12 protein-coding genes and 1 pseudogene are annotated in these 15,887 nt (G+C 63.1%); 11 read left to right on the top strand and 2 right to left on the bottom strand.

Going from position 1 to position 15,887, the window contains the following annotated elements; all coding sequences use genetic code 11:
* Positions 1 to 100 precede the first annotated feature (100 nt).
* From GC1_RS19265 to GC1_RS19245, 5 genes are all read left to right on the top strand, one after another.
* Complete coding sequence (locus GC1_RS19265) at positions 101 to 1,084, top strand: membrane dipeptidase (RefSeq protein WP_019297871.1); 984 nt, start codon at positions 101 to 103, stop codon at positions 1,082 to 1,084.
* Positions 1,085 to 1,087: 3 nt separating this feature from the next.
* Positions 1,088 to 2,776: a hypothetical protein gene (locus GC1_RS19260; RefSeq protein ID WP_019297870.1), complete on the top strand. Its 1,689-nt coding sequence runs from the start codon at positions 1,088 to 1,090 to the stop codon at positions 2,774 to 2,776.
* Positions 2,773 to 3,402: a DUF3726 domain-containing protein gene (locus tag GC1_RS19255; protein ID WP_019297869.1), complete on the top strand. Its 630-nt coding sequence runs from the start codon at positions 2,773 to 2,775 to the stop codon at positions 3,400 to 3,402. The genes GC1_RS19260 and GC1_RS19255 overlap by 4 nt, the downstream gene beginning before the upstream one ends.
* Positions 3,403 to 3,414: 12 nt before the next feature.
* The gene (locus GC1_RS19250) at positions 3,415 to 4,425 is read left to right on the top strand and encodes an Ldh family oxidoreductase (RefSeq protein WP_019297868.1); all 1,011 of its coding nucleotides are present in this window, start codon (positions 3,415 to 3,417) and stop codon (positions 4,423 to 4,425) included.
* A gap of 77 nt (positions 4,426 to 4,502) precedes the next feature.
* Positions 4,503 to 6,326, top strand: coding sequence for a BCCT family transporter (locus GC1_RS19245; protein ID WP_019297867.1), 1,824 nt, complete (start codon positions 4,503 to 4,505; stop codon positions 6,324 to 6,326).
* A gap of 190 nt (positions 6,327 to 6,516) precedes the next feature.
* Here GC1_RS19245 and katG read toward each other — a convergent pair whose 3' ends face one another.
* Positions 6,517 to 8,718, bottom strand: a complete 2,202-nt coding sequence (katG, locus tag GC1_RS19240; RefSeq protein ID WP_029204985.1) for a catalase/peroxidase HPI — start codon at positions 8,716 to 8,718, stop codon at positions 6,517 to 6,519.
* A gap of 208 nt (positions 8,719 to 8,926) precedes the next feature.
* Here katG and GC1_RS19235 point away from each other — a divergent pair, with 208 nt between their 5' ends.
* From GC1_RS19235 to GC1_RS19220, 4 genes are all read left to right on the top strand, one after another.
* Positions 8,927 to 9,844, top strand: coding sequence for a LysR substrate-binding domain-containing protein (locus GC1_RS19235; protein WP_019297865.1), 918 nt, complete (start codon positions 8,927 to 8,929; stop codon positions 9,842 to 9,844).
* 201 nt (positions 9,845 to 10,045) lie between these two features.
* Positions 10,046 to 11,107: a Hint domain-containing protein gene (locus tag GC1_RS19230; protein WP_019297864.1), complete on the top strand. Its 1,062-nt coding sequence runs from the start codon at positions 10,046 to 10,048 to the stop codon at positions 11,105 to 11,107.
* 212 nt (positions 11,108 to 11,319) lie between these two features.
* Entirely contained in the window at positions 11,320 to 11,940 is a 621-nt protein-coding gene (gene rpsD, locus GC1_RS19225; RefSeq protein ID WP_019297863.1) for a 30S ribosomal protein S4, read from the top strand.
* Positions 11,941 to 12,104: 164 nt separating this feature from the next.
* Positions 12,105 to 12,677 (top strand): PA14 domain-containing protein, encoded by a 573-nt coding sequence (locus tag GC1_RS19220; protein WP_019297862.1) that lies wholly within the window; start codon positions 12,105 to 12,107, stop codon positions 12,675 to 12,677.
* A 45-nt stretch (positions 12,678 to 12,722) separates the two neighbouring features.
* On the opposite strand, the gene GC1_RS19215 is transcribed toward GC1_RS19220, so the two are convergent.
* Positions 12,723 to 13,184 (bottom strand): Lrp/AsnC family transcriptional regulator, encoded by a 462-nt coding sequence (locus GC1_RS19215; RefSeq protein ID WP_019297861.1) that lies wholly within the window; start codon positions 13,182 to 13,184, stop codon positions 12,723 to 12,725.
* Between the two features lie 104 nt (positions 13,185 to 13,288).
* Between GC1_RS19215 and GC1_RS19210 the strand changes: the two genes are divergently transcribed.
* Together GC1_RS19210 and GC1_RS19205 are read left to right on the top strand one after the other, a co-directional pair.
* Positions 13,289 to 14,713 carry an aminotransferase class V-fold PLP-dependent enzyme gene (locus GC1_RS19210; protein ID WP_019297860.1) on the top strand — a complete coding sequence of 475 codons (1,425 nt, stop codon included), beginning with the start codon at positions 13,289 to 13,291 and terminating at the stop codon, positions 14,711 to 14,713.
* A 185-nt stretch (positions 14,714 to 14,898) separates the two neighbouring features.
* Positions 14,899 to 15,887: pseudogene (locus GC1_RS19205) on the top strand (peptidoglycan-binding protein); the annotation flags it as partial.

The raw sequence follows: 15,887 nt of genomic DNA, 5'->3' as shown, positions 1-15,887 counted from the left end.
AGTTTGCGGAAGCGCCCGCCCTCCTTGTTTCCCCTGTGGCGGGCGCATCCTGCCCGCCGCCTAGGGCCGGGTGCGCGACTTTGATAACCGAGGTGCTTGAATGACCGGATACCGTATCGACTGCCTGCAATATGCCAACTGGTCCGGGAAAATCTTCCGCCAGCTGCGCGAGGGCGGCGTGGACGCGATCCATGTTACCATTGCCTATCACGAGACCTTCCGCGAGACGGTCCTGAACTTCGAGAAATGGAACCGCTGGTTCGAGCAGTACCCGGATCTGATCATGAAGGGGCAGTGGGCCTCTGACATTGACAAGGCCCGCGAAACCGGCCGCACCGCGGTGTTCTTCGGCTTCCAGAACCCCTCGCCGATGGAGGATGACATCGGCTTGGTCGAGATCCTGCACACGCTCGGAGCCCGCTTCATGCAGCTCACCTACAATAACCAGTCGCTGCTGGCGACCGGCTGTTACGAGGCTGAGGACATGGGGATCACCCGCATGGGCAAGCAGGTCATCAAGGAGATGAACCGGGTTGGCCTGGTGGTGGACATGAGCCACTCCGCCGACCGCTCCACCATTGAGGCTGCCGAGATTTCCACCCGTCCAATTGCCATCACCCATGCCAATCCGCATGAGTGGTCGCCCGCGCTGCGCAACAAGAAGGACGACGTGATCCGCGCGGTGACCGGCCACGGCGGCATGCTGGGCTTCTCGGTCTATCCGCACCATCTGAAAGATAAATCTAACTGCACCTTGCAAAGCTTCTGCGAGATGATCGCACGCACCGCCGAGAAATACGGGGTGGAGCATCTCGGGATCGGCACCGATCTTTGCCAGGACCAGCCCGACAGCATCGTTGAATGGATGCGGGTCGGCCGCTGGACGAAAGAGATCGACTACGGCGAAGGATCAGCCGCCGCGCCGGGCTTCCCGGAAATGCCAAGCTGGTTCAAGGACAACCGCGACTTTGGAAACATCGAAGAAGGCCTTCGCGCGACGGGCATGAACGATGACGAGGTCAGCGGCATCATGGGCGGGAACTGGTACCGGTTCTTTGCCGAAAACTTTGGCCCAAAGGGATAGGTCATGGAAACAACCGCGCAGACAACGATATCACGACGGGACCCGGCGCAGGTCATGCGCCTCAGCCGGCTTGGCTCATTGCACCAGTGCCGCCTCAGCTTCATGCGGGTGCTGACACGCCGCATGGCCCGGGAAAACTGGAGCTTTGCGCGCCCCAAGTTCGATATCGATGCCAAGGGGGTCGGCGTGGCGGTTTATACCGCTACCGGCCCTGCGCGGACCTATTCCCTGATTGCCTTTGCCCATGACCTGCCGCCGGAGATGCGTTCGGACCGGGTGATCGCCACCGCATGGGATGCAACCTTCACCCTGTTCGATGGGGTGCCCACGGAAGCGGATATTGAACGCCTGTCCAAAAACGTCCCGTATCAGGAGGCCGGCCGGGTTAACGAGAAGTCCCTGTCGGTCTCCCGCGCGAACCGCTCGGTGCGCCTCTGGGCGCATTTCGTTGATGCGCTGTCGCAGGGCCGCCAGCCGGACCCCGCGCAGGTGGACGCGGTCGGCTACCTGATGCGCACCACCGCCGTCTACGGCTCCGGTAAGCTGGGCGCCGCCGACCGCGAGGCCATCGCGGATCGCTCTGAGCTTAACGCGCCGTTCCAGGCGGAGATGCTGTCGGTCTATCTGACCCGCGTCTTTGTGCGCGATTTGGTGGAGCATATGGCGCGAGCCAAGGGTGGCGAAAACGCGGTACGGCTGGCACCCGAAACCGCGCGACGGCTGGGTATCGGCAATTCCACCGGCCTGGGCATGGCGCCCTACATCGTCAACCACCCGGTGCTGTTCAACAATTGGATCATGGCGCGGGAGGAGGCGATTGCCCGGGTGCGCTCGGTCGAGACCGCCACCGCTGAGGAAGCCGCCTCTTTCCGCCGCATGCTGCGGCGGAGTGAGCTGTCGGCGACACGCTGGCACTCCGAACATCCCGTGCAGATCGAGAAGCTGGCATGCCTGCATAGGGACCTTGAGGCCTTGGCCGCATGGGTCGCCTCAGATGATCTGCTCAACGATAAACCCTGGGACCGTTTGATCCGCTGGAGCGAGACGGAGCTGAGCCTTGAAGGGCAGGAATTGGCGGCTTCGCTGATCCTGGAACCCTATGCCGAGCTGGTGGACGGGCTGTCCGACTGCATGGCCGACGCCAACAAGGATGCTTTCATCATCGATGGCGCCATGCCGGTTGCGCAGGTGCGGGAGCTGCTGAAGGACAGCTTTGGCTGGGCGCTGGATCTGGACTGGTCTGCGCGCGAAAACTGCGCCCGCGCCTGGTATGTCTCGGAGGAGAAACTGGAGCCGCGCATGGGCGAACGCTTCGACGAACCGATTGCCGAATACGAGCAGCCGCTGGCCCCGGCACGCGACGCCGCCGCGGCCCATGCAGCGCTGGCAGGTTGGAATGCCGATGAACCCATCGCAGCCTTCCTGCTGCGCCATCCGGAACACCGCCACACTGTGCGCCGCGCGCAGATGAGCCTGGTTGCGCCTTATGGCGAAATCCGCAGCAATACCATCAGCGACCGGGTGCTGCCGATCGACATGCTGCGGGCGAAACTTTCGTTCTTCGGGGCGACCCATTTCGACCCGCGTTCCGACCGTTGGGTGCGGATCTGCATGTATGCAGGCGCGCCGTACCCGGAGGACCTGACCGCCGCCAACGCTGACCTGTGGGTTTATCCGGAGGCAGAGCAATGAGCTATGCGCTGAACGAAGTCGAAGCCACCGCCAAACGCGCCGCCCGCGGTGCTGGATATGACTGGGGCCTGGCAGAGGAAGCCGCCAAGGCCACCCGCTGGCTCTGTGCGCAAGGGCTGGACGGCTCCGATGTGCTGGCCGGTCTGCTGGAGGCGGGATACGCCGTGGACTTGTCCGCCCATGTGCCGCAGGGCCTGCAAGCCGAGTGGCAGGCGGCAGCACCGCTCTGCCCGCTGGTCACCGGCGCGGCGCTCTCAGATTGCGCCGCCAGGCTGCAAGCTGCACCGCTTGCCATCGGGCCGGTTTCTCAGCCCGCAATGATCCTGCCCTTTGCTGCGATGGCCGCACGCCGGCTTGCTGTCTGTGTCACGGTAGAAGGCGAAGGCTTTCAGGCCGTCACCGACGGAACCGGGCTGCAATGCGAAGGCACACTGCCGAACGAGGCGGCCCGGCTGACCATCCGCGCGGCAGGCAGCCTGTCAAACCCATACCCGACCTGCACCCGGGCCGAACCGGAGGAGGCGGCCTGGGCCGTCCTGAACCGCTTTGCCCATAAAACCTACGCTCCGGCCACCGAGGAGTCGCGCCGTCTTGGCGCCGGCGCCGGGCTGTCGGACAACGACTGAAGAGGCACCGATATGACCGAAACCAAAACCCTGACCCTTGCCGAGATCGAGGATATCGCTTTCCGTGCCCTGGTGGCCGCAGGCACGTCCGAGGCAAACGCCCGTCCGCTGGCGGTTGCCACTGCCGCGACCGAGGCCGATGGCGTGGCCAGCCACGGCCTGGCCTATATCCCGATCTACGCAGAGCATGTGCAATGCGGCAAGGTGGACGGGCAGGCGGCTCCGGTGCTGTCCCGCCCGCGTCCTGGCGTCGTGGCGGTGGATGCCGCCACCGGCTTTGCCCATTCCGCCATTGATCAGGGTTTTGAGGCGCTGATCCCCGCGGCCAAGGAACAGGGCGTTGCGGTTCTGGCCATCCGCAACAGCTACAACTGCGGGGTTCTGGGCTACCACACCGCCCGTCTGGCCCGCGCCGGGCTGGTGGGGCTGGGCTTTACCAACGCGCCGGCGTCGATTGCGCCCTCGGGCGGCAAGAAACCGGTGGTTGGCACCAATCCATTCTCGGTTGCTGTGCCGGGTGCGGATGGCGAGCCGGAGCTGCTGATCGACCAGAGCGCCAGCACCATCGCCAAAAGCGAAGTGATGAAACACGCCCGCGAGGGCAGGGAGATTCCGCTGGGCTGGGCGCTGGACGCTGACGGCAATCCGACCACCGATCCGGATGCGGGCCTCAAGGGCTCGATGGCGCCTTCGGGCGGCTACAAGGGCGTGGGCGTGGCACTGCTCACCGAAATCATGGCCGCCGCGCTGACCGGTGCCACCCTCGGCATCAACGCATCGCCGTTTTCCGGCACCGCAGGCGGGCCGCCGAAAACCGGCCAGATGTTCATCGCAATCGACCCGGGTGCGACAGCAAATGACGCTTTTGGTGCTGGAATGGCCGGGATCGTGGAAGCGGTGCGCAGCCAAGACGGCGCACATCTGCCCGGAGACGGGCGGCGGGCAAAACGCTTGCAAGCCCGTCAGGACGGCGTCGCTGTCAGCGTTGCAACGCTGGCAAGGATCGAAGCCCTGCTGGGCTGACGCCAGATACCGGCGGTTGCGCGAACCGCCGGACAATCCGCACCCCGGTGCGGCACGTGCGAAACGGGAGGAAACGCATGTCAATAAAGCAACCTTTTACGGATCTGGAGATCAAGACCTCCGACGATGGCTTCTATAAGGGGCACAGCGTCGAGATCGCCTTGCTCAGCAAGGGGATCATGGTCGCCCTGGTTCTCTGGGCACTGGTCTGGCCGGCAAACGCCACGGGCGTTCTGGGCAGCCTCAACTGGCGGATCCTTGAGGATTTCAACGCCTTCTACATCGTCATCGTCGGTTTCTTCGCCTTTTTCCTGTTTGTGGTCGCCGCATTGCCGCAAACCGGTAAACGGATCATGGGGGGACCGGGCCAGGGCAAGGAGTTCTCGGATTTCTCCTGGTTCTCGATGATGTTCGGTGCCGGTCTGGGCGTGGGCCTGATGGTCTTCGCAACCGCTGAACCGCTGGGCCTCTGGGGTTCCAACCCGGTGGTCCTGGCTCAGGAAGTGACCGGCAACACCGAAGAAGCCATCCAGTCCGGCTTCCGCTACACGTTCCTGCACTACGGCTTCCACGCCTGGGCGATCTATGTGGTGACCGGCCTGTCGCTGGCCTACTACGCCTATACCCGCGACATGCCGCTGACCATCCGCACCGCGCTGACGCCGCTGTTTGGCAAGCTGATGAACGGCTTCGCTGGCCACGTCGTTGACGTGCTGGGTGTTGTTGCTACCATCCTGGGTGTGTCCGTGACTATCGGCTTCGGCGTTTCCCAGTTCGTGGACGGCGTCTATGCGATCACCGGCATGGAATGGATGATGGACATGAGCGGCGACGCGCCTGCTCCGGGCACCGTTGGCCTGCTGGCCGGCCTGTTCGCCATCATGGGCCTGTCGATCATCTCGGCTGTCTCCGGCGTGGGCCGCGGCGTGAAGTATCTGTCGAACCTGAACCTGGTTCTGTCGATCATCCTGCTGCTGACCTTCGTGGTCTTCGGCTCCTTCATGTTCGCCATGACCACCTATGCGTCGGCCTTCGTGGACTACATCCTGCACTTCACCTCGCTGAGCTTCGGCGCCTACGGCCCGCAGTCGCCGGCTGACTTCGCAGCAGCCCTGCCGGCAGAGGCTGCACCTTACGCCGACGCGCTGCGCGGCGGTGCAACCAATGCCTGGGGCTCCTTCGATGGCTTCAAATCCGGTCTGGAAGGTGAAGCGGCAGCTCTGTCCGACGACGTTCTGGCCGCAACCTATGCAGCCGGTGAAGCACAGCGCCAGTTTGGCTGGCAGGCTGGCTGGACCACCTTCTACTGGGCCTGGTGGATCGCGTTCTCGCCTTTCGTGGGCCTGTTCCTGGCACGGATTTCCCGCGGCCGTTCGGTGCGTGAGTTCATCCTCGGCTGTGTGATCGCACCGGCACTGGTCTGCTTTGCCTGGATGACCATCCTGGGCGGCACCGCCATTGACCTGGAATTGAACGGCGCGGCCGATGGCGCCATCATCGGTGCCTCCAATACTGCCAAGCTGTTCGTGACCCTGCAAAGCATGATCGACGGCGGCCTGCTGTCCGGCATCACCATCATGTGCGTAGTGCTGATCATGACCTTCCTGGTCACCTCGGCAGACTCCGGCATCCTGGTGATGAACACCATCATGTCCGGCGGCGACCAGAACATCGGCAACAAGCACAAGATCGTTTGGGGCCTGATCCTGACCGCAGTGATTGGCACCCTACTGTTCGCAGGAAAGCAGAACGGCGGCGCAGATCCGATGGAGGCGCTGAAAAGCGCGATGATCATCGGCGCGTTGCCCTTCACCATGGTAATGGGCCTGATGTGCATTTCTCTGGCCAAGGCGCTGTTCCGCGACGGCCAGCGTGAAAAAGCTGCGGCTCCGGCCGAGTAAGAAACAGACACCGGGCAGCGCTGCCGCGTTTGCCCGGCCGTCACCGAAAAGCTCCGGATGGGGCAGGGAAGCCGGGGGAGAAATCCTCCGGCTTTTTTTCTGCCCGTGCAGCAGCGGGCGGGAAAAAACCGTGCACAAAAAAAAACGCCCCGGAAATCCGGGGCGTCTCTGTCTCTTGCCGAGGGGACGCTTAGCCCGCCAGGTCGAACCGGTCGGCGTTCATCACCTTGACCCAGGCCGCAACAAAGTCGCGGACAAAGGCCGCGGCGCCGTCATCCTGAGCATAGACCTCTGCCAGTGCCCGCAGCTGCGAGTTGGAGCCGAACACCAGGTCCGCACGGGTGCCGGTCCATTTGACCGCACCGCTGGCCCGGTCGCGGCCCTCATAGGTGCCGTCGCCAGCCGGTTTCCATTCCACCCCCATATCGGTGACGCCGGTGAAAAAATCGGTGCTCAGCACGCCGGCACGGTCGGTGAAAACGCCATGCTTGGAACCGCCGTGATTGGCGCCCAGCACCCGCAGCCCGCCAACCAGCGCGGTCATTTCCGGCGCACCCAGGGTCAAGAGCTGCGCCCGGTCCACCAGCATCTTCTCGGCCGGGACGCTGTACTCCGCCTTCTGGTAGTTGCGGAAGCCATCGGCCTCCGGCTCCAGCACCGCGAAACCCTCGACGTCGGTCTGCTCCTGGGCGGCATCGGTGCGGCCCGGTGTGAAGGGCACATCGACAGGGTGGCCTGCCGCCTTGGCAGCCTCCTCGACAGCAGCGCTGCCCGCCAGCACGATCAGATCGGCCATGGACACCTTCTTGCCGCCCGAAGCGCTGGCGTTGAACTCGCTCTGCACTTGCTCCAGCGCCTTCAGCACCTTTGCCAGCTTGGCAGGCTCGTTGACCTCCCAGTCCTTCTGCGGCGCCATCCGGATGCGGCCGCCATTGGCCCCGCCGCGCATGTCGGAGCCGCGGAAGGTCGAGGCCGAGGCCCAGGCCGTTGAAACCAGTTCCGGAACCGAAAGCCCGGTATCAAGGATTGCTGCCTTCAGTTGCGAGACATCCTGCGCATCCACCAAGGCGTGATCAACCGCTGGCACCGGATCCTGCCAGATCAAGTCTTCCGCAGGCACATCCGCCCCCAGATAGCGCGACTTCGGCCCCATGTCGCGGTGGCACAGCTTAAACCAGGCGCGGGCAAAAGCATCGGCGAATTTTTCCGGGTTGGCGTGGAAATCGCGCGAGATCTTCTCGTATTCCGGGTCCATCCGCAGCGACATGTCGGCGGTGGTCATCATCGGCGCATGTTTTTTGCTGGGGTCATGGGCATCCACCACCATGTGTTCGGGCTTCACGTCCTGCGCCTGCCACTGTTGGGCTCCCGCTGGGCTTTTGACCAGCTTCCACTCATAGCCGAACAGCACGTCGAAATAACCCATGTCCCAGGTGGTCGGGTTCGGCTTCCAGGCCCCTTCGATGCCCGAGGTGGTCGCGTCGCCGCCCTTGCCGGTGCCATGCGTATTGGCCCAGCCAAAGCCCATTTGCTCCATTGCGCCGCCCTCCGGCTCGGCACCCACCAGATCCGGGTCGCCCGCGCCATGCGCCTTGCCGAAGGTGTGGCCGCCCGCCACCAGCGCCACGGTTTCCTCGTCGTTCATGCCCATCCGCGCAAAGGTGTCGCGGACGTCAAAGCCTGACGCCACCGGGTCCGGGTTGCCGTTCGGCCCTTCCGGGTTCACATATATCAGGCCCATCTGCACCGCGGCCAGCGGGTTCTCCAGATCACGGTCGCCAGAGTAGCGCTGGTCGCCCAGCCATTCAGTTTCGGTGCCCCAGTAGATGTCTTCCTCCGGCGCCCAGATATCCTCGCGGCCGCCGCCAAAGCCGAACACCGGCCCGCCCATCGATTCAATGGCGCAGTTGCCTGCCAGGATCATCAGATCCGCCCAGGAGATCTTGTTGCCGTACTTCTGCTTGACCGGCCACAGCAGGCGGCGCGCCTTGTCCAGGTTGCCGTTGTCCGGCCAGGAGTTCACAGGCGCAAACCGCTGGTTGCCAGTCCCGCCGCCGCCGCGCCCGTCGGCGGTGCGGTAGGTGCCGGCACTATGCCAGGCCATACGGATGAACAGGCCGCCGTAATGGCCATAGTCGGCCGGCCACCATTCCTGGCTGTCGGTCATCAGCGCAAACAGGTCTTTCTTCACCGCCTCCAGGTCAAGCGTCTTGAACTCTTCGGCATAGTTGAAATCCGCTCCCATCGGGTTCGACTTGGGGGAATGCTGGTGAAGGATCTTCAGGTTCAGCTGGTTCGGCCACCAATCCTGGTTCGAGGTGCCGCCGGCGTCGGTATTCAGCGCTGCGCCGTGCATCACCGGGCATTTTCCTGCGGGGGTATTTCCGTCCATTTCCATCTCCGATCGTGGCTTCAAATAGGTCAACTGCGATGAGGCGGAAGCGTTCCGTAACCAAACTGCCAGCATGTGCGCCGCCTGGAAATGCAGGCGGGGTGCGGGCAGCCATTGCCGGGTCTCCCTGTCTTTCTGAAGATGAGGCTAGCAGGGAAATATCATTGGGATAAGTTGCATTTATTCATCGCTCTGATAATAAATTCCTATGATAAACGTAACCCTCCGCCAGATGCGCTATTTCGAGGCGCTGGCCCAGCACCGCCATTTCGGCCGCGCAGCAGACGCATGCGCCGTGTCGCAGCCGGCTTTGTCTGTTCAGATCAAGGAGTTGGAGGAGGCGCTGGGGGTGCAGCTGGTGGAGCGCGGTGCGCGGCAGGTGCGGCTCACCAGCCTCGGCGAGGATCTGGCCGCCCGGGTGCGCGGCATCCTGCGCTCGGTGGATGAACTGGGCGAGCTGGCACGGGCCTCGCGCGACGGGCTGGCAGGGCGGCTGCGCATCGGGGTGATTCCCACCATCGCGCCCTATCTGCTGCCCTCCATCGTGGGCACGCTCACCCGCCAATACCCCGAGGCCGACATCCGTGTTCGTGAAACTGTGACGCCCAAGTTGCTGGAGGAACTGGGGGAGGGGCGCTTGGACACCGCTATCGTGGCGCTGCCGGTGTCCGAGCCCTCCTATGAGGAAGTGCCGCTGTTTTCGGAGGACTTTGTCCTGGTGCGTCCCGGCGAAGATGCCGGCACCCCGGTTCCTGGCCCGGACGGCCTGCGTGAGATGCGCCTTCTGCTGCTGGAGGAGGGGCATTGCTTCCGCGACCAGGCGCTGTCTTTCTGCAACATGCAATCCGCTGCCCCGCGGGAACTGCTGGATGGCAGCTCCCTGTCGACGCTGGTGCAGATGGTCAGCGCCGGGATCGGAGTAACGCTGATCCCCGAGATGGCAGTGCCGGTGGAAACCCGGTCTGCAGTGGTGACGGTTTCCCGTTTCCGCGACCCGCAGCCCTCGCGCACCATCGGCATGATCTGGCGCCGCAGCAATCCGCTGGCGCGGCAGCTGATGCAGGTGGCCGAGGTGGTCCGGCAGGCGGCGGAATCCTTGCGCACCAGCTATGGCCCGGCGTGCTGAAGCGCCTGTTTCCGGTGCCGGGGCGCCTGGCATCGCCTTGTTCCCTAAAAATTGTATGCCCTAAGGGCAACTGCAACCGGATGAAGAATGGTGCGTAAAGGGCACGCTCACAAGCATTTTACACGCTTCACTGTTTCCGGAGACAAAGGTCTTTGTTAACGTTTCGTTAATAATAAAGAATTGAAGCAGGCATACAGGCAGATGAAAACGGGCTTTCGTGGCACGTTTGTTGTTTCCTGGTCGCAAACAGAAATCGACGGCCTTCCGGCCGCTCCGGTGGACGCTCTGGATGTGGGAGCGGCCTGGTCCTGGCACGGCGATGCTGTGCGGGTGGACGGCCCGGTGGATGTGTTGCGGCTGGATATGGCAAACGGCGAGGCAGAATTGCGCCGCCGGGCAGCCCGGTCGGTGCGCCGGCTGGTGGGGGCCGCAGTGCAGAATCGCACCGATGTGGACGCCATTGAGGTCGACGAGCCGCTGATGGACAGCAGCTTTGTCGTGACCAACGGCGTGCAAAGCTACACCGTCACCCTTATCGAGGTCGGTCCGGGCCAGCGCCCGCTGCTGATGTTCGTGGATGAATTGCCGCCGCGCGGCACTGACCTGTGGGTGGTGCATCATTCGCTGGGCACTATTTGCACAGACCGGCCTCAGGGCGAAAGCGGCGTGATCTGCTTTACACCGGGAACCTTGATCGCAACCCCAGGCGGCCCGAAACGGGTGGAGCAGCTGCGCGAAGGTGAAAAGGTCCAGACCCGCGACAACGGCGCTCAGGAAATCCTCTGGATCGGTTCGCGCCGGATCAGCGGTGCTCGGCTGTTCGTGATGCCGCGGCTACGTCCGGTCCGCCTCCATGCCGGTGCCTTGGGCATCGACCGGCCAGAGCAGGAATTGCTGGTCTCCCCCGATCACCGGATGCTGCTGCGCGGGGCCCGTGTGCAGGCCCTGTTCAACACTCCTGAGGTACTGGTTGCGGCCAGCGATCTGGTCAACGGCACCACCATCCAGCCAGATACATCTGTGCGCGAAATCACCTATATCCACCTGATGCTGGCTGATCACCAGGTTCTCTGGGCCAATGGCGTCGAGACCGAGAGTTTCCACCCTTCCAATGCATCGCTGACTGCTCTCAGCGAAACCGACCGGGCGCGCCTGTTCCGCCTGCAGCCCGGGCTGGAGCGCAATCCGCTGTCATACGGCGCCCACGCCCGCCGCAATCTAAGCGCGTCCGAGGCCGCGATTCTGGGCCACGAAGCTGCCTGAGTCCCTTATCTGGCAAGGTCCGGATGTTATTTTCGGCCAAGGCCGGGGTTCGATGCAGATTTCCTGCAGAACGCGCTTTCACCGTGTTGACTCTGCCCCATCCCCCTATATAAGCGCGGCTTCATTGGTGTTGGTGGCCCCCGCAAGGGGATCCCTGTCATGCCGTAAGGCAAGAGGACAACGCCCTTCGAAACACAAGAAGGAGATCAGCCGTGACCAAACGCACGTCTGCCAAGTACAAAATCGACCGCCGCATGGGCGAAAACATCTGGGGCCGTCCGAAGTCCCCGGTCAACCGCCGCGACTACGGCCCGGGCCAGCACGGCCAGCGCCGCAAGGGCAAGCTGTCCGACTTCGGCATCCAGCTGCGCGCCAAGCAGAAGCTCAAGGGCTACTACGGCGACCTGACCGAAAAGCAGTTCCGCCGCATCTACGGCGAAGCCGTGCGTGTGACCGGCGACACCGGTGAAAACCTGATCGGCCTGCTCGAGCGCCGCCTGGACGCCGTCGTCTACCGCGCCAAGTTCGTGGCAACCGTCTTTGCTGCCCGCCAGTTTGTGAACCACGGCCACGTGACCGTGAACGGCAAGCGCGTGAACATTCCCTCCTACCGTGTGAAAGAGGGCGACGTGATCGAGGTCCGCGACAAGTCCAAGCAGATGGTTGCGCTTCTGGAAGCCACCCAGCTGGCTGAGCGCGACGTGCCGGATTACATCGAAGCCGACCACTCCAAGATGACCGCAACATTCGTGCGCACCCCCGGCCTGGGCGACGTGCCGTACCCGGTTGTGATGGAACCGAACCTGGTCGTCGAATTCTACGCCAAGAACTAAGCCCGCTGCCCACTGGGGCATCTGGCGGAAGGGCTGTCCTCTTGGGCAGCCCTTTTTCATTCGAACTCCCTCGGAGCCGGATTTCGCGGGCGGTGGCATCCAAAAGCTGTGGCTCGGTAAGGCCATTGGGTCTATCCTGTTCCAAAAACAACAGGGAGTGACCAATGAAGATCTTGATGAAAGCAGCTGCCATTGCAGCGCTTACCATGGCGGCAGCGGCAGTTGGCGCCGCACCTCTGAAACTCACACCTGCAAACCCGCAGCCTTCCGGCGTTAAGCCAGGCCTTGCGGTGGTCTATGCCTACCCGCAAGACGTAAAATCCCTGGCCGAAGCCTCATCTGCCTTGAAAATCAGCAGCGAACCGGGCCGCCCGATTGCCGGGCTGGACAACCGCGATACCGAAGAAGGGCAGAACACGCTGACAGCCAAGCGGCCGATGCATGTGGCGGCGCGGATCACCGGCTACGTGAAACTGGACACGCCGGGCGTGCACAACATCGACTTCCTGACCAACGATGGCATTCTGGCGAAAATCGGCGGCCAGGTGGTGGGCGAGTTTGACGGCCGCCAGTCCTGCGACAGCACAATCGTGACCCAGGTCGAGGTGCCCTCGGCCGGCTGGTACCCGGTTGACATCCTCTATTTCCAGCGTTTGGGCACCGCCTGCCTGCACATGCGGATGGGCCCCGACGGCAAGCGGCCGAAATGGATGAAAGACAGCGCCTTCGGGCACTGACAGTCAAGACTGCGGGGCAGGGGCGCGCATCCCCTGCCAGCATCCTCACAAGGGCAGCGGGCGCCCCTCAGCGATGGCTTCCATCGCAAAGTAGGATGTAACGCTGTCCAGCTCCACGCCTGCGATCAGCCGCTGGTAGACCTTGTCATAGCTGGCCATGTCCTCGGTCACCACTTTCAGCTGGTAGTCGTAGTCGCCGCCGATGCGGTGGAAATCCACCACTTCCGGGATGGTCAGCACGTGGCGGCGGAATTTCTGCAGCCAGTCCGCTGAATGATGCCGGGTGCGCAAGAGCACAAACACCACCAGATCCAGCCCCAGCTGCTTGCGGTCCAGCCGCGCGGTGGAGCCCTTCAACAGCCCGCTTTCGTTCAGCGCCTTCAGCCGCCGCCAGCAGGCATTCTGCGACAGCCCCACCTGATCGGCCAGCTCCCGCTGGGACAAGCTGGCATCCTGTTGCAGGGCACGCAAAATGGCGCGGTCAATCTTATCTGCATTCTTGCTCATAGTGCGATCATATGACACAAAAGTTACGCTATCCACTCATTAATTGATAAAGTTTACGCGCCAATTTCCGTTCATGATGCCTCAACAGAATTCGGAGGCGCGACATGACCCTGGCAGCATTCAAACAGACAATCCAGCAAGCCGCACAGGACGGCACCCTTGGCCGCAGTGTGATTGGCGACGGGGTGATGATCCCTGGCCTCGATGGCGAGGTGCCGCTGGTCTATGCTGACTATGTCGCCTCTGGCCGCGCCCTGCGCCAGGTGGAGGATTTCGTGGCCGGACAGGTGCTGCCCTTCTACGCCAACTCCCATACCGAAGCCTCTTACTGCGGCACCCAGATGACCCGCCTGCGCCGTGAGGCGCGCGCTGAGATTGCCCGCATCACAGGCGCCACCGCAGAGGATGCAGTGATCTTTACCGGCTCCGGCGCCACTGCGGGCCTCAACCGCCTGGTCAGCCTGTTCGGTGTGAACGAGGCCGCCCGCCCGGTTGTCTTCATCGGCCCGTATGAGCACCACTCGAACATCCTGCCCTGGCGCGAAAGCAAGGCCGAGGTGGTGGAAATCCCGGAGGCTGCAGAAGGCGGCCCGGATCTGGCGGTGCTGGAATTGGCGCTGAAACAGCACGCGGACAGCGATCTGAAAATCGGCAGCTTCTCTGCCGCTTCCAACGTCACAGGCATTGTGACTGACCCCGATCCCATCAGCCGCCTGCTGCGCGAACACGGCGCGCTGTCGGTCTGGGATTACGCCGGCGGCGGTCCCTACCTGCCGGTCGACATGGGCGGCAACGGGGCAGCCCGCAAAGATGCCGTCGTTGTCTCGCCGCATAAATTTCCGGGCGGCCCCGGCGCCTCTGGCGTGCTGGTCGTCAACCAGTCCGTGGTGCGCCGCCGTTGCCCGTCCTGGCCCGGTGGCGGCACCGTCAGCTTTGTTTCTCCCTGGCGGCATGAATACAGCCAGGATCTGGCCGCCCGAGAGGAGGCCGGCACCCCCAACGTGATCGGCGACATCCGCGCAGCCCTGGCGTTCCTGGTCAAGGAAGCCGTGGGTCAAGAGCAGATCGAAGCCCGCGAAGCCAGGTTCGCGCAGATGGCCTGGGACGGCTGGTCCGCCAATCCGCGTTTGCGCATCCTCGGCCACCGCAACGCGCACCGGCTGCCGATCTTCTCCTTTCTGGTCAGGGATGCGGCCGGCAACCCGGTGCATCAGCAGTTGTTCACCCGTATGCTCAGCGATGTCTATGGCATCCAGGCCCGCGGCGGCTGTGCCTGTGCGGGTCCTTACGCGCACCGCCTGCTGGGCATCAGCCAGCCGGAATCGGAAACCCTCTTTGCCGACCTGCAGGCAGGCGAAGAGATGAAGAAACCCGGCTGGGTGCGGCTCAACTTCTCCTACCTGATGGAGGAGGAGAAGGCGCAGTACATCATCGATTGCGTCAATGACCTGACAATGAAGGCGGGGGAGATTGCGGCCCGGTATAATGCTGACCCGGCAACCGCACGGTTCAAGTCTCAGGCAGCCTGATACCAATCGCCCTGAACCAATCGAAACGGGTGCTTTCCTGCGTCAGGGAAGCACCTCACATACACGTGATATGTGGGTACCGGCGCCCCCGATTTAAAGGGGGAATGTCTATTCCAAATCCCCCGCGACGCACGGCCGGTGCCGTGGCAGGCTTGAACCAGTAGTTAATTGGTTGGAGCAAACTCATGGCTCTCAAGCTTTCCGCCCCTGTTGGCGACAAAAAACGGATTACCAAGCCGGACCCGAAAACCGGCGAAAGCAAATTCAAACCGGTCAAGAATGCCCCGGCAGATGTCGAACTTGTGCGCCTGATGCTCAAGGCAAACGGCTACCCCGTCGACATCAGCACCAAATGCGATGCCGGGCTGATCAGCACCATCCGCGATTTCCAGAAAAAGAAGCTGGGGTTCAGGAAGCCCGACGGCATTGTCGATCCCGGCATGCGGACCTGGAACGCAGGCCTGCCCAAACTGGCCGCCCAGGTGTCCGCTGATGCCAAGATCGAACGGGTCGAGGTTGTTGAGAATGGCAAGACCAAGCTGATTACCGTGGCTGAGTTCGAGGCCGGGCAGGAGAAATTGCGCCGCCAGCTGCTGGCCAAAGCCGAAATGATGTACGGCCAGGCCGAATCCTGGGTCGATTTCTGCAATGACGTGGAAAAGACCCGCCAGGGCAACGAGACCTTCCTGAACGCGCTGACCGAGTTTGCCGTCAGCATGGTCAACGACAAGACCGACCCGCCCTGGACCGCGATCCTGAACGCGCGCTCGGAAGCGAGCTTGATGAAGACCCTGACCAGCAAGAAGAAACCGGACTGGAAAAAGGTCTACAAACAGGACGTCAAGGCGACCAAGGCCTATAACAAGGGCGGCAAGGCCTTCAAGAAATTCATCGACGAACGCATTAGCACCGCTGGCGCCATCATCTGGAAGCTGGAAGTGGTGCGTGAGGTCTCCTTTGCCGTGGTCGAAACCTACATGACCGCACGGCTGGTGGCGACCAAGGGCATGTCGCCCGCCAAGGCCCACGCCATTGCCGCTGCCAGCACCGAGGCGCTGAAATCCAGCGCGGGCCAGCTAGGCGAGCATCTGGCGGGCAACAACGTGACCTGGGACGGTGCCGCCAAGAAAGTCTTTATCGACAGTTTCATCGCAGGCCTGGCAGGGGCGGCAGG

It is taken from the genome of Leisingera sp. ANG1, from assembly GCF_000203975.2.
GTDB lineage: Bacteria > Pseudomonadota > Alphaproteobacteria > Rhodobacterales > Rhodobacteraceae > Leisingera.
The sequence above is the reverse complement of the archived record's forward strand: the minus strand, read 5'-3'. Positions and strand labels throughout refer to the sequence as shown.